This is a genomic window from Fructilactobacillus sp. X2R1C1 (assembly GCF_059901435.1).
In genome coordinates this window covers 310,080-324,967 of sequence record NZ_JBWXUV010000001.1, presented here as the reverse complement: position 1 = coordinate 324,967, position 14,888 = coordinate 310,080, and the positions used below count along the sequence as shown (strand labels likewise).

The window sequence follows — 14,888 nt, the reverse complement described above, 5'->3', positions numbered from 1 at the left end:
GGAGTGAGAGTAGTGAAGCTTTATTCATATTCATTTATTTCCCACAATTTCAATTTTACCAACTACATCTTTATTGGTTTAATCATTGTGATTGCGTTGGTCATCATTGGAACTGGGATCTTCTATTATCGAAATAGAAGTAATCTAAGATTTCGAAGCCTATTCATCCTAGTTACGATGTTAGGGGCACTGATTATCGCGATGCAGACGGGCCGAGTCTTTCAGCAAAAAAACGCTGATAGTCAAACTACTCAGACCGTCCAAATCATGAAAAACATCAGTAAACAGAAAAAAGTTCCGCTAAACCAGATGTATGCTAGTAGCAATAATCTGGTTGATGGAATGACGATTCAAGCGGGAAAAGACGCCTACGTGGTTCACTTCAATACTGACATGACCAACTACACGGTCACCCCAACTAAACTAGTATCTAAACCCAAGCATATCAACAAGGGTGGCTTCACGTGGAGTAGTAGTGACTCTCAATATTGGACCATCTTCTTGAAGTTCCTGATTGGATTCATCATGATTGTCTTACAGATTAACCTTTCTGGCAAAGGTAACCTGGCTCCATCAAATGCCGTCGACCAACTCCAGAACTATATTCTTGGTGGAATTATTGGTGGTGTTATTTACAACCAAGACATCACTCCAATTCAATTTGTCATTATCCTGTTAATCTGGTCTGTTATCGTCTTTGCAAGTAAGTTCTTAACCGGAACGAGTAATACGCTGAACAAGCTCATCAACGGAAGTCCGCAGATACTGATTTTAAATGGTGTCGTAAATGTCAACCGTGCATTGCGGAACGGTTTAACTGCTAATCAGCTTGCTTTCAAACTAAGAACTCATGGAGTTAACGACTTCAAGGACGTTAAGAACGCCACCCTTGAAGAAAACGGTCAGTTGACCGTAACGTTAAACGATGAACCTACTATGAACTACCCGATTATTACCGATGGTCAATTAAACGAAAACGTTGCTAAACGTCGTAACTTAAACGACGATCAAGTTGAACAAATGTGTGAGAAACAAGGATGCACCATTCAGGATGTCTACTTAGGTCAGTTTGGATCTAAGGGAGATCTTGATCTTGTGTTGTATCCAAAGAAGAGAAAGAGTTTGAAGAAAACTAAATAGATAGTAAATAAATAAGCCTAATCCAGATGGATTGGGCTTATTTATATATATATATATCGTTAAGGCAAAATATCTTTTACAAACGGAACCTTTTTAATTACATAAACCACTAATCCACAAACTACGTAAGTAAATAATGGCATTACCAGAATATCAAGCCAACTACTAAAGGTTGTTTTTGTCACGTACATAAATAACTTCAAAAAGAAAGGATGCAAGATATAAATTCCTAAACTAACTGAAGCAACTTTAGCTAACAAAGTTTGAAACTTAGGCTTAACAAAGACTTTGTGTGATTCAACAAAATCCTTAATCCAAAGATAAAGTCCAATTACATATATGAACAATAATGGTCCACCATATTCTTTTAAGTTATTGATAACTGGCGGCAATCCCTTAAATATAAGTAATGCAATGACGAAAGAAATGATTAAGGATAAAAGTGCAACCCATTTCATAATCTTTAACCATTTTCGATCGAAGTAACCTACTTTGATTAAATACCCCATAATGAAAAATCCAACATAGCTCGTAGAAGTAATTGGGAAAATATATGGGGATAAATCCATATGGAATAAGTTATTATTCAAATATAAAAACAAACTATTAAATAGAAAGTCTAATACTACAATGTAAAATAAAACATTTTTATGATTTTTAGAAAGCACCGATAAAATTGGTGTAAGTAAATACAATGCAATAATGCAGTAAAAGAACCAGAAAGCCCCATTAATATTTCCAGAGAAAAAGCTAGTAATAAAATCTCCAATACTAGGATTGGGATGAACATAATTAACATCTGGAAGTGGATTTTTAAGCATCGAGTCAACTATATAATAGACAATACTCCACACAATCAATGGAACTACAACCCTAAAAAACCTCTTTTTAAAAAATACTTGTGTGTCATACTTATCACGATACCCAAGTAATGTTGCTCCAGAATTCATTAAAAACAGAAATACAGCTGGTGCAACAATTGCTCTTACCGCTGAATCAAATATTCCTAAGGCACTTGGAGTAAAATCCCAAGATGAATGAATAAATAAAACAAATATAATCGCAATAATATTGATTACATCAATATAAGTTAATCTTTTTTTCATACTATCTCCTAATTATGTAATTTTTAACACAATTACAATGGTATCAGATTTTTAACTAACAAAAAATATAATTTTAATCAAATAAAGGAGCGAAGAAATATTTCTTCACTCCTTTAAAATTAGTTATTCAATTTCTTTCTTCGGTTAACTAAGAAGTTTCTAACAAGTAAAAACAAAAGAAAAATCCATGTAATTAAACTAATCCAAATTGAAATAATTTGTAAGGTAGTCTTTTTATAAACAACATCTAAGTTATTACGACCTTTGTTCAATTTAACTTGAATTACTTTTTCATAATCAACTTTAATTGGAATCTCTTTACCATTATTATAAACATGGAAACCATGGTAATAAATGTTAGGTATTTTTATCCAATTAGTATTATTCGCACTTAAAAGATCATAGCTAATCTTATTATAGGAAGTACTTCTGCCAACTTGTTTAATCCTGGAATTCTTACCATTCATAGCTGGTACTGAATGTCTTAGAAGCATTGGGATTGTATTCTTTGATTTAGCTGGTAAGTAATCAAAAATATCATGAAAATTTGATGTTTCATTTTCAAATCCATCCTTTGAAGTAATAACAGAAAAACCAGTTAGTTCAGTTGGATTTGATTTAATTTTCTCTGAAGAAGACAATGATATACACAAACAAAGTAATGTAAATAAAGTAAGAAAGATACTTTTGTTCCTAACTAAATCACCTAGTGCAGATTCACTTAAAATATCATTAATACATTTACCACCAATTAATGAAATCAAGAAAACCGCAATCAGATAAAATCGATTTGGAAATTGAATCATTTTCAAAATAGGTTGGAAAGCATTCCAGGGAAATAAATTAGAAATTAATAAAATAAATACAATGGCTTCAATAAACAAATATTTAAACATATTGTTCATTTTTCTAAACCAAAAAGCAGAAAAAATAAACGTAACAAGCAAGATAATTCCAATTCCTAAATCATATGCTGAAAGTCCACCAAAAACTATGGTACTAATGTTTAAAGAATCTCTAAGTAAATAAGTTTCCTGGCTTTCTATTATTAGAGGGGAGTACAAATGATGATTCCACATCAATGGAAAAAGAAAAATTGCAGCTCCTAAAACAGAAATAAGAGCGGATAAAACTAAATACACTAAACGTTTTATTTTATCTTTAACACTACTTGAATTTAAAAATAATAGCCCAAGTGATAGAAACATAAAAACGCTGATAATAACAGCAGACAAAATATGAGTTAAAAGAACCAGAATCATTCCAATTGAAAGAATCCACCACTTTTTATAATTCTTACATAATATCTGGTATATCCCATAAAAACAAATTGGTAAGAAGACAAATACCATAGCTTCTGAAATATCTTGTCTCAAAAACATATCAAAAGTTCTGTATTGCGCAAATCCATATAGGAGTGAACTTACTAATCCAGAAAACTTATTTTCACTAATCTTATACGATACTAAGTACATAGAAATGAAAGTAAACAAAGTAATTAAAAATAAAAATATTAAATAAGAATTATATGCACCAAACCCTATCATTCTAAAAAATAGTTCAGGTAAAAGGATTAACTGCGGATAAAATAAATTCAAAGGATAACCAATTGATCCGCCAGTTTTAGTTAAAATATCTGGAAATAGATGGATCAAATTTCCATTTTTAATGTATTCAAATGTTTCATTTAGCGGAGCAAGATGAAAAGGCAAATCCCATGAGACAATCGGAGTATTATAGTACGGTAACACAATCAAAATACTCAGTAATACAAACAATAAAATTACAAACAGATTAGGATGTTTATGAAGAATTCTTTTACACATTACGATAAAAAGCACCTCTAATTAATAGAATATACATTAATCATATCAGAATTCTTCCAAAATAAGAAATTTAATTTTACATACAAAAAGAGCGTGAAGACAAAATCTTCACGCTCTTTTACGTATTATTCTATTTAAGCACTCTAAATCGCTTGCTATCTTCCATAAAATCTTTTTCGCTAGCTGGAGTGTTGATTGAACCGAAGTTCATCTCAGCCCGTAACTGCCAATGATCCGGAATATCAAAGGTTGAAGCTACTTGAGCATTAATCAATGGATCATAGTGTTGAATGTTAACGCCAAGTCCATTTTCTTCAAGGCCGGTCCAAACAGCGAACTGCGCATTTCCTTGTCCTTCTTCAGACCAGTTGTACATTTCGTATTGATAGGTCTTAAATTGACCTTGCAATTCTTTGACCTTGTCCATATCAGTGAAAAACAAAATTGATGCGTAGGCATCCCTAAAAGTTGAGATTTTTGCCTTGGTGCGAAGGAAGCCGTCGGCAGGTACCTTTTCTCTTAGTGCATCTTCAACGATATCCCACAACTTATCATGGTTTTCGTTAAAAAGTACCACAGCTCGAACCGTCTGCCCATTAAAGGCACTTGGTGTGTATTTAATTAATTCCTTGATATAAGTATATAGATCGTCCTGTGAGAAAGGTACATCCTTACCCAAGTCATAGATAGTTCGTCGATTCTTCTCAAGATCTAAGAATTGTTTCTTTAATTCCATGTTCCAAAACTTCTTTCGTCAAATTTGATTCTTGGTCTTTCCCGTTGTCATTGCTTCGTGGAAATTATCATAGCTAACCTTGATCATGTCGACCGTGGCTGGCTTAGTCAGATAACCCATGTGCGGAGTAATAATAACATTTGGATAACGCTTCATCAATTCTAACACGTCTTTGTTTGGAAGGTCATCTAATGAGTTGAACTCGTTACCATCAATCTGATTCTCATCAATAATCACGTCAGCAGCGTAGCCACCAATGTTACTACCAGACAATGCAATCGTAACGGCCTTAGTATCAACCAGCTCACCACGCGCAGTGTTGACTAAAATAGCGTTTCGTTTCATCTTGGCTAACTCTGGAGCACCAATCATCTCGTCATTTTCACCCGGTACGTAAGGAACGTGAATGGAAACAATATCCGACTTCTTTAACAACTCATCTTCATCAACGAAGGTTACATCGGGATTGTCATTTGGATGACGTTGATAGCCAAGCACGTTGGCACCAAGATTGTGATACAACTTAGCCTCAGCACTCCCCATGTGACCAACTCCGATAATTCCGACGGTTGCATCATGAATTTCATTACTGAAATACGTTGGCAGAACCCGAAAGTCAGCGTTATTTGTATTTACAGTTGCCTGGGCAACGTGTCTGAATAGGTCCATTCCCATCGTCAGTGCTAATTCGGCAACGGAATATGGTGAATAACTAGGAACGTTAGCAACCATAATTCCGTCTGCTTTAGCAGCATCTAGGTCAATGTTGTTGTAACCAACAAAACGGGTAAACAGATACTTAATTCCCATATCCTTGACTTTATCCAAGACATCTTTATCAGCGACACAGGAACCGTCAATCAGGATGGCATCCGTGCCCATTGCCTCGTCAACCGTATCAATCTTCAATGGTCTTTCAACCAAATTCAAATCAAAGTCATATGAATTTAAATCCACAAAGTATTCTTTTTCAAATGGCCTTACGTCATAAGCAGTAATCTTTGCCATTATATCTCTCCTTAGTTTAATGGATGAAGTGGTTTCCCGGTCTCAATCACTTTTTGAAAGTTCTCAAAACTGATGCGAACCATATCCTTATTGGCTTCCTCGGTAAATGAACCCATGTGTGGCGTTACAATCACATTAGGATAGTTCTTCATCAACTTCTTGTCTTCAGCATTAGGAACATCATCCAAACTATTGAATTCTTTACCCATAATCTGACCTTCATCTAGTAGGACATCGGTTCCATAACCACCAATTTCAAAGTTTTCAACGGCATCAGCAACCGCGTTGTTGTCAACCACACCGCCCCGAGCTGTATTAACCAGGATGGCATCGTTCTTCATCTGATCGAGTTCGGTCTTGCCAATTAACTTCTCGGTCCCGGAAGTTAGTGGAACGTGAATGGATACAATATCAGACTTTGTGAGTAATTCATCCATGTCAACAAATTTAACGGAATGATTGTCCGGATCAGCGTGACGTTGATAAGCCAAAACGTTTGCCCCAACTGCATCATACATCTGGGCTTCAGCCGTTCCGATCCTACCGGCCCCAATGATTCCAACCGTTGAATCGTGAATCTCACGACTAAAGTACAGTGGTAAGATACGAAAATCAGCGTCATGCGTGTTGGCGGTTGCTTGAGCAACATGTCTAAAAAGCGTCATTCCAAGAGTAAACGCCAATCCTGCTACCGAATGTGGTGAATAGTCGGGCACGTTAGCAACTTTAATGCCCTTTTCAGTCGCCCGCTTAATGTCAATATTATTAACTCCAACCGAACGAGTAAACAAGTACTCAACGCCATAATCGGCTAAGTGGTCAACGATTGTACCATCAGCGTCGCACATCCCATCAATCAAAACCCCGTTTGATCCCTGAGCCTGACTTACATTGGCCATCGTTAACTTTTCATTGACAAACTTTAAGTCGAATTCTGTTTGATTATAATCTTCAAAGTATTGCTTCTGCATCGCATCAGCATGGTATATTGTTATTTTAAACATTAAACTATCTCCTTATCTTAACAACCCAATTATGAATTAAATCGTGGTTAAAATGCAATTCTTTTCTCTTATTAAATGCTAAAATGTTCATAACCAATCAGAGGAGAATAGTATGGCAAACAAATTTAATAATTTTCACAAAACTCAAGTTAAACGAATCGTAGTAATGGCAGTTGTCATGATCATCTTGGTCATCGCTGGCATTTACGCAATCTTAACGAAATAAAAAGGCGACTCTTTAAAAAAGTCGTCTTTTTTCACGTAAATTTTTATTGAGCCGTGTAGCCACCATCGACCACTAACTCACTACCAGTCGTAAATTCAGATTCATCAGACGCCAAGTAAACTGCTGCGTATGCGATGTCTTCTGGTTTACCTAGGTGTCCCATTGGAGTTTTAGAACGTTGTGATACATATTTAGCAAAATCAGGCTTGATTAGTGGGGTTTGAATGCCACCCGGATGAATTGAATTGACCCGAATGCCATAATCTTTTAGTGCACAATCAATTGCTGCGGATTTCGACATCATCCGAACGCCACCCTTAGCCGCACAGTACGCTCCTAAACCAGGGTCGCCAACTAAACCTTCGATCGATGACATATTCACAATTGAAGCACCAACGTTCTTGTTTTTCATTTGCTTGATGCCTTCACGCATTCCATAAAAAACTCCATCAAGGTCAATGTTTAAGACCTTGTGCCATTCTTCGGTCGTAGTATCTTCAATGGATTTCCCGATAGCAATCCCAGCATTGTTAACTAGGGTAGTTACTTGTCCGAAATCTTTTTCGGTTTCTTCAAACACCTCTGGCCAACGATCTGGGTCAGAAACATCTTGGGTAATAAATTTTACTGAATCAGGATAAGTTTTATTAATTTCATCAGCGGCTTGACGGCCTTTATCCTCATTACGTCCGGTAATGGTAACCTTGGCCCCTTCTTTTGCAAACATCTTAGCAATGGCGTAACCAATGCCATGAGTTCCACCAGTAACAACTGCAACTTTGTTCTTTAATCTGTCTGTCATATTTATCCCTCCATTACTTAGTCATTTACCGACTTAACTGTATCATGAACCCTTATAAACGCACACAAAAAGGCTCATGACTTTCATCATGAGCCTTCCGCGCTAAAACTAATTTAGTACCAGTTATTACTTTCCCAATGCTTTTTAGCATTTTGCCATGAACCATAACGATCGTGAACGTAGTTGTCAGCAGTACGTTCCTGATTCTCCTTCGAGTAATCCCCGTGAAGGTAAGTCTTAGTCAATTGATACTTGCCATACACTTGTGGATTAGTTGGATTTTCAGCATGATACTCACCACGTGATTCATGATAAGCAATCCAATTCTTAGCTGTCATCTCTGACGGACTTAATTTCGACACTGAACTTTCTGATTTTATAACTTTGACAGGTTTATTGGCGTGTGGTGCTTTTCGAAATTTGACTAGCTTATTAACGGTGGTGTAGCGCGATGAATCAGCATTAACATTAGCGCGTGAGCTATTTGCGACTGCTATGCCCGTGGTAAAAATAGCTGTAACGCTAACTGCTGTAAGAATAATATGTTTCCACTCCATTTTGTTCCTCCTCTCAACAGTCAATACGTTAAGGGGTAGAAATTTCAACAATATTAGGAAAATATTACACGGATGTTAAAAAACATTGCAGAAATTGGGATTTAGTATTATTTTATGTATATTAAAACCATTATAAATGTTGAGGTATAAGCAATTGACAGAAAACAATGAATTTGAAAGTTTAAAATCAACTGATGAGGCTGTTAAAAGATATATAGATTCAGATGATAAACTTGCTTTCCAAATTAACGGAGACTGGGGAACGGGAAAAACGTGCTACATAGAAGGATTTATGGAAGAAAGTGAAAAAAACAAAAAGCCATATAATTTTTCTTATGTTTCCTTAAGTGGAACTAAAGACCTAAATGAAAAATATTATGAAATAATATATCAACTTCTAAGCGACAGTGGGGAAGTACTAAAAAAAGTTAAAAAAATAACGAAGAATATACCACATAAAATAAAAGGAATACATACTAAAAATATTACTTCTTTTATAAACCAAAAAATGGATGAAACAGCTAATAAAATAATTTCTGATAATAAAAATAATAATAAAAATATAGTTGTACTTGATGATCTAGAAAGATTGGATGACTCAGTAACAAGCAATGAAATTACTGGATTTATACAAAACATGTTGAATAAAAATCTAAAAATAATAATAATATCTAACGAAAACCAATTATCTTCAAGCAACAATACAAATGGAAGATTTAAATTTACGAAAGAAAAAATAATAAACAAAACTATACATTTTGGTGAATATAATAAAGATATTGCCACTCAAATTATTAAAAAATATATAAGTAATCCTAAAAACATAATAAATGAAGAATTGTCAACTTGGATTGTTAAAATTTCAGATGAAGTATTATCAGTGAAAGGAAACATTAACATTAGATCAGTTGAAAGCTCACTAGATTCGTTTAATGAAATAATTTCCGAAATACGATCTTTCTATAAAAAAAATAATAATAATTTTGAGGATCAATCAATTAAGACGGCATATTTATCAAACTTAATATTAACCCTTGGACTAAGATCATCTAAAATCCAAGAAAATAGCTTGGAAGAAATTAATGGATTAAAATATATTCCACTCCGCAAAAAAATATCTTCGTTAAGTGAATTTAAGTTTTTAGAAGAGTACAATTCAACTCTATCTAACTACCAGGAATATACTTCAAACATCATGTTTTCAGATGAAATTTTTAACAATGCAGCACATGATATTTTTTCAGTAAAAAATTACTTATATCAAATAAAACAGTCTTTCTCTGATCAAAAAAAAGTTGATAATTCAATTGATAAGTTCTTACACGGACACTACAAATCAGATTCCCAATTAATGAACTTAGAGAATGCAGTAATTAATACTATTAAGACAAGCGAAAATAATGACATATCATTAAATGACATGATGAGTATTTATATAACTTTCAACGAGTTAAAAGAGAGGAAACTCCCAATTACAGAACAGTTTGACAATATTAATAATTTAGAGACAAATGTAATTAAAACAATAAATACAACAGATGATATTGATTACCTAAAATTAATAATACAAAGCAGAACATATGATCTGAATCCTCATATAAAAGAGGCAATTAATTCAAGAATTAAAGCCGTTAAGAAAAGCTCTCAAGAAAAACTATTTATTCATATCATAGAAGGAAAATGGAACCCGAATAGTGGTAATGTTCAACAAACAAATCTTTTAACTTTTTTAGATGAAAACACTTATATTAATAGACTTCTTGATAATGCAAATGAAAGTGAAAATTTAACAGCATATATTAATAACCAAATTTTACCGTTTAAACAACAGTTATCTTTAGAAGTTAAAAAACAAATTGAAAAAACATTAGATCATATGAATCAAAACGCGGAAAATCAATCAGATAAAGTAAAAAAATATTATTTTAAAGCTTTAATTAAATCAATAGAAAAAATTAAAGAAAAATAATTTTGGTATTAAACTTCAATATAAATTCAGATTAGTCATCCTTTATTTATGCAAGAAGTGGTGTGTATACCATTCTAATATGATTTAATTTAATGAATTTCACGTTTAATCCTTTATCATTCAAAACTGATCTCGCAAACTCATATGAAGTGATTTCTTCTTCATTCGTTAAATGATACATTCCATAAGATAAATCATTTTCAATCACAAACAGCATAAACTCTGCTAATTTTCTTGTGTCAGTTACTTGTATTAATTTGTTATTAACCTTAATCTCACCACTTTTTAGTAATTCGTCCACCAATTTGCTTCCATTTTCATCATATAAATTAGCCGTTCGAATCGTATAATATTTCGTACTAATTTCCTCAATGGCACGTTCTGCCATGCGTTTCTGCTTACCGTACTCACTTACTGGATTGGGAATGTCCGTTATCTCATGCGATTTAGAATTATCATTTCCGTCAAACACTCGATTCGTACTGATATGGACTAGCGTTGCATTCACATCTCTAGCGGCTAACGCCACATACTGGGTGCCAAGAAAGTTCACATTCTTGTTGATGGTTTTACCCGGTTCATTTTCGGCGTTAACAATGTCGGTGTATCCAACACAATCAAAAACAACTTCTGGTTGATGGATCTGAAAATAATCCATTACTTGTTTCTGATTAGTTACATCAACTTCTTTTGAAGAAGGTGCCTCAAATTCAATTTGTTTCTCATTTAGCAGATTTGCTAACGCCCGACCTAACTGACCAGTTGAACCCAGTACCAATACTTTTATCATAAAATCACTCCCATAAAAAAATAACGACGTGATGATCATTAGCTAATAATATTAACTAATAGATTAACACGTCGTTTCTAATTTGTTTTACTTAATTTTCTCAAACACCTGATTAAAGGCTTGTTTAGTGTAAAAGCCATCATGAAGTTTTTTTGAAATTTCATGTGCATTATCAACCATTTGGGTAAAATCTTCATTAGTTACTTTTTTAAGTGATGAAGCTAGGTTAGAAATGGAATCCACTGATAAGCCAACGTGATGTTGTTTTACAAATTTCGCCACGGCTGATTCTTCCCAGACAATCACAGGCATCCCAGCACTTAAATACGACGATGCCTTATAGGGGTTATTGTAGCGCAAATAGTCGCCAATCTTGCCATCAACAGTATCAACACTATTGCCATCCCACACTAATCCGTAACCATGGCCTAACTTCTTTGATAACACGTCCGGTGACACACTTCCCATGTACTCTAATGAGGAATTCAGTGTATTTGAATCATTAATATTTCCAAAGACTTCGCATTTAACTGCCTTTGAAACGTTTAGATATTTTAAAAAGATTGACTTATTCAAGTTCCCCGCAAACGTCACGTTATCTTTGTATTTTATCCCGTTTTTTTGACTTTGAACGTCAGAAAAATAGTCAAAGATTTCAAGGTCCACACATGGAACGTTTAATCCATTTTCTTTTAACGTATCTGACATCGTACTATTCGGTGAAATAACGGCCGTAAAGTTATTTAAAAACTCGGCTTCTTCTTTGACGGTTGCAAAGGTACTGTTAGGAAAACGTAGTGAATCAATATCATGGATTACTGCCACTGTCTTGACGTGACGGCCATTGAGATATCTTAAAAGGGTTTCTTCAAACTGTTTTCCAGAATAAATTGGATATTGAATAATGATTACATCAGTTGATTTTAGGTGATACTTATCCAGTTTATTAATTCGATAATTAATCAAAAAATGACGATCAAATTTACCGTATTTATACTGCTTTAAGTATGCCATTTGAAAACCATAATCGTTTTCAAGAACTTTATTAATGTCCTCTTTGGGCTTGCCAATCCCGTCATTTGCTTTTGACCGGACCACATCAATAATCAATTTTTTCATCAGTTCTACTAAACTCCTTCAAGGTCTACCTAATTATTAAACTGTTGGGTTAATTCGTTGAAGCCATGTTCCCACGCCTTCCAGTTCAATTTGGTTTTATATAATTTTCGAGCGTTTTTAGACATCGTTTCTAATTTTTCTGGTGATTGTGTCAAATCAATCACTGCATCGGCAAAATCCATTGCCGTGGCGTTCTTATTGAGCCGATAACCATTGTAATCATTAATGACATAGGTACCAATTCCACCAGTATCATACGTAATAGAAGGCAGACCATATTCGGAAGCTTCCGCAAACGCAATTCCCGCACACTCTGCCTTTGTTGGCAAAACAAACAAATCACTCTCATTATAAAGTTGAATCATCTTGTTAAGACCAGAGTCTGTATGTTTAGAGATGAAACCATGAAACTTAATGTTGTTGGGTAAATCTTGGTCAGTTGGCTGATTAAGACCAATGACGTTAATCATAAACTTATCTGGGAATCGTTCGTTCAGCTTGTCCATCATGGCACAGATGAGATCCATTCCCTTTCGTTTCCACTCAACACCAACAAACAATAATCTAATTTTACTGTCTGGGTCAGCTTTGTGAGCTACAAATTTATCTGGTAAATTAGCGCCAAAAGGTAACACTTTGACCTTGTTTTCATCAATTCCATAAGATTCAATGGCACCCTCTTTGGCCCATTCACTGGCCATTAAAATCAAAGAAGCTTTTTCAAGGGTAACTTTGTCCATTTGGGTGTGTACTTCAATCTTCTTTTTCGTCAAATTGAAGTAGTAATAATTAATCATTTCGCTAAATGTCGCATCATTTAAAAAAACGATTGATAAGTCAGTCTGCAAAAATTCAACGAGGTTATCCTCAGCCGCAACAAAGATAAAATCAATATCAGATTCATGCTTCAACTTCTGCTGTAAAGATTGACCCTCAACCCTTGCAATCCACTCGTCGGAGAAAGCTTTTAAATCAGGTAACTTAAACCACTTGGTAAACTTTCGAAAAACCTTTCCTAAAAACAGCTTAATACCAGATGGACGAACTGAAACAACTTGGTTTTGTTTAGCAATGACGTCATAAATGTTGCTGGTCGTCCCAGACCAAACCGAGACATCATTTAATTTGTCCTCACTAATAAAAGCAATCTTCATTGGCTCTTAACCTCTTATTATTTTAACTAGAATTTCTTTTTAACAATGGTAATTATATCCTTTGAAACTTTTGTTTTAAACAAAAAGATCAGGAGACCATAAATTACAATTCCAATCCCAACTTCGATGATCAGATCAATCCATTTAACATTTAGGGTCATGTCTAGGACAGAAACGATCGCAAACATTATGAGACCAGCAATAAAGTACTTAAAGAATCCGTGGTACAACTTTCTAAAGTCAATTTCATCCTTAACAGCATATAGTTGGACTAGAGTGACAATGGCTTCTGAAAGAACCGTCGCAATCGCGGTTCCCACTGCTCCCCACAGTAAAATTAAAGGAACATTAGCAACGATGTTAACAATTGCACCAATAATGACCGAATAATTATAGGCCTTGTTTTGGTTGGTCGGAACCAAGTATTGGACTCCAATCGCATTACTCCACGCAATCATGACGACCACAATTGACTCGATCATCATTAGTGGAACAACTGCCATAAATTTCGGACTGAAAAAAAGTGGAACAAAGGTCGGAGCAACCGCCGCAATTCCAAACGCAATTGGAATGGACAACGCCGTCACAAACTCAAAGCTCTGATACAAGTAGTCTTTAACTTTCTCGTGTTTTCCCTGCATAAAGGCATTCGCCACGTGTGGAAGCATGACGGTTCCCGTCGCGGTAACGACCGCTAATGATAGCTTGACGATCTTATCCGACTGATCAAAGTAACCAGCTGCCGTAACAGAGGTCATTGCCCCCAGCATCGTCTTATTAACCACTAAATAAATTTGCGTGGCAATCTCTGGAACAAAAAGAACCATCGACGGCCAAAAATGCCTAAACCAGTGAAAGTTTTTCCAGTCCACTTTTCCTAAATATCTTCTCAAACTTGGGAATAAGGTCAGATTTCCAATCAATAGCGACATAGACAGTATAAATATGTATAACCACAAGTCACTATATGACTTAACGAACGCAAAAATACTGAAAAGCGTGATTATTTTAACAACAAAGTTTCTTAAAACGGTCACAGCAAAGTTTTCGACCCCCTGAAAGAACCAGGAGATATCAAAAGCTGCCGCAAGCAATGAAAAAGATTGGGCAATGTAATAACTGTGAAAGCGATGCACAAATGCCAAAAAAATAAAGAAGGCAATATACGCCACTCCAATCGTTACCATTCGCATAAAGAATATTTCATAAAAGGTGTTGGTTAGTTTTTGCTTATTATTTCGCACATACGCAATCTGCCGATTACCATAGAGTGCGACCCCAACACTTCCAAAGATAATGAAATATTGAATATTAGCATTTGTATATGAATTAATACCAACCCCTTGTGGTCCCAAAACACGAGCCAAGTAAGGAGTAGTAATTAGCGGAACTATCAACACAAATAGTTGATAGGACGCATTATACAAATAATTCTTAATTACTTTACCCAA

General features: G+C 34.7%; 13 protein-coding genes. 2 read left to right on the top strand and 11 right to left on the bottom strand.

All coding sequences use genetic code 11. The features are described 5' to 3' along the window. Window positions 1–12: 12 nt before the first annotated feature. Entirely contained in the window at window positions 13–1,140 is a 1,128-nt protein-coding gene (locus AC6UDG_RS01455) for a DUF3290 family protein (protein ID WP_500706213.1), read from the top strand. A gap of 59 nt (window positions 1,141–1,199) precedes the next feature. Here AC6UDG_RS01455 and AC6UDG_RS01450 read toward each other — a convergent pair whose 3' ends face one another. From AC6UDG_RS01450 to AC6UDG_RS01420, 7 genes are all read right to left on the bottom strand, one after another. Continuing rightward, window positions 1,200–2,246: an acyltransferase gene (locus AC6UDG_RS01450; RefSeq protein ID WP_500706212.1), complete on the bottom strand. Its 1,047-nt coding sequence runs from the start codon at window positions 2,244–2,246 to the stop codon at window positions 1,200–1,202. Between the two features lie 119 nt (window positions 2,247–2,365). Continuing rightward, window positions 2,366–4,072 carry a putative glycosyltransferase family protein gene (locus AC6UDG_RS01445; protein ID WP_500706211.1) on the bottom strand — a complete coding sequence of 569 codons (1,707 nt, stop codon included), beginning with the start codon at window positions 4,070–4,072 and terminating at the stop codon, window positions 2,366–2,368. A gap of 130 nt (window positions 4,073–4,202) precedes the next feature. After that, window positions 4,203–4,808: a nitroreductase family protein gene (locus AC6UDG_RS01440; protein ID WP_500706210.1), complete on the bottom strand. Its 606-nt coding sequence runs from the start codon at window positions 4,806–4,808 to the stop codon at window positions 4,203–4,205. Window positions 4,809–4,826: 18 nt separating this feature from the next. After that, the gene (locus AC6UDG_RS01435; protein ID WP_500706209.1) at window positions 4,827–5,816 is read right to left on the bottom strand and encodes an NAD(P)-dependent oxidoreductase; all 990 of its coding nucleotides are present in this window, start codon (window positions 5,814–5,816) and stop codon (window positions 4,827–4,829) included. Window positions 5,817–5,827: 11 nt separating this feature from the next. Further along, a complete protein-coding gene (locus AC6UDG_RS01430) occupies window positions 5,828–6,820 on the bottom strand; it encodes an NAD(P)-dependent oxidoreductase (RefSeq protein WP_500706208.1) in 993 nt (330 codons plus the stop codon). Window positions 6,821–7,089: 269 nt separating this feature from the next. Then, complete coding sequence (locus tag AC6UDG_RS01425; RefSeq protein ID WP_500706207.1) at window positions 7,090–7,848, bottom strand: NADP-dependent (R)-specific alcohol dehydrogenase; 759 nt, start codon at window positions 7,846–7,848, stop codon at window positions 7,090–7,092. A gap of 113 nt (window positions 7,849–7,961) precedes the next feature. Then, a complete protein-coding gene (locus tag AC6UDG_RS01420; RefSeq protein WP_500693341.1) occupies window positions 7,962–8,405 on the bottom strand; it encodes an aggregation-promoting factor C-terminal-like domain-containing protein in 444 nt (147 codons plus the stop codon). A 154-nt stretch (window positions 8,406–8,559) separates the two neighbouring features. On the opposite strand from AC6UDG_RS01420, the gene AC6UDG_RS01415 reads away from it, so the two are divergent. Further along, window positions 8,560–10,374, top strand: coding sequence for a P-loop NTPase fold protein (locus tag AC6UDG_RS01415; protein ID WP_500706206.1), 1,815 nt, complete (start codon window positions 8,560–8,562; stop codon window positions 10,372–10,374). Window positions 10,375–10,420: 46 nt separating this feature from the next. Here the strand turns inward: AC6UDG_RS01415 and AC6UDG_RS01410 are convergent, their stop codons facing one another. From AC6UDG_RS01410 to AC6UDG_RS01395, 4 genes are all read right to left on the bottom strand, one after another. Then, window positions 10,421–11,164: an SDR family oxidoreductase gene (locus AC6UDG_RS01410; protein ID WP_500706205.1), complete on the bottom strand. Its 744-nt coding sequence runs from the start codon at window positions 11,162–11,164 to the stop codon at window positions 10,421–10,423. An 87-nt stretch (window positions 11,165–11,251) separates the two neighbouring features. Next, window positions 11,252–12,283, bottom strand: a complete 1,032-nt coding sequence (locus tag AC6UDG_RS01405; protein WP_500706204.1) for a glycosyltransferase — start codon at window positions 12,281–12,283, stop codon at window positions 11,252–11,254. 29 nt (window positions 12,284–12,312) lie between these two features. After that, window positions 12,313–13,437, bottom strand: a complete 1,125-nt coding sequence (locus AC6UDG_RS01400; protein WP_500706203.1) for a glycosyltransferase family 4 protein — start codon at window positions 13,435–13,437, stop codon at window positions 12,313–12,315. Window positions 13,438–13,463: 26 nt separating this feature from the next. Beyond that, the gene (locus AC6UDG_RS01395; protein ID WP_500706202.1) at window positions 13,464–14,888 is read right to left on the bottom strand and encodes a flippase; all 1,425 of its coding nucleotides are present in this window, start codon (window positions 14,886–14,888) and stop codon (window positions 13,464–13,466) included.

Coding starts and splice junctions, on each gene's coding strand:
- AC6UDG_RS01435 (WP_500706209.1), bottom strand. CDS start 5,816: ATGGCAAAGATTACTGCTTATGACGTAAGGCCATTTGAAAAAGAATAC.
- AC6UDG_RS01445 (WP_500706211.1), bottom strand. CDS start 4,072: ATGTGTAAAAGAATTCTTCATAAACATCCTAATCTGTTTGTAATTTTA.
- AC6UDG_RS01450 (WP_500706212.1), bottom strand. CDS start 2,246: ATGAAAAAAAGATTAACTTATATTGATGTAATCAATATTATTGCGATT.
- AC6UDG_RS01420 (WP_500693341.1), bottom strand. CDS start 8,405: ATGGAGTGGAAACATATTATTCTTACAGCAGTTAGCGTTACAGCTATT.
- AC6UDG_RS01430 (WP_500706208.1), bottom strand. CDS start 6,820: ATGTTTAAAATAACAATATACCATGCTGATGCGATGCAGAAGCAATAC.
- AC6UDG_RS01425 (WP_500706207.1), bottom strand. CDS start 7,848: ATGACAGACAGATTAAAGAACAAAGTTGCAGTTGTTACTGGTGGAACT.
- AC6UDG_RS01400 (WP_500706203.1), bottom strand. CDS start 13,437: ATGAAGATTGCTTTTATTAGTGAGGACAAATTAAATGATGTCTCGGTT.
- AC6UDG_RS01440 (WP_500706210.1), bottom strand. CDS start 4,808: ATGGAATTAAAGAAACAATTCTTAGATCTTGAGAAGAATCGACGAACT.
- AC6UDG_RS01410 (WP_500706205.1), bottom strand. CDS start 11,164: ATGATAAAAGTATTGGTACTGGGTTCAACTGGTCAGTTAGGTCGGGCG.
- AC6UDG_RS01405 (WP_500706204.1), bottom strand. CDS start 12,283: ATGAAAAAATTGATTATTGATGTGGTCCGGTCAAAAGCAAATGACGGG.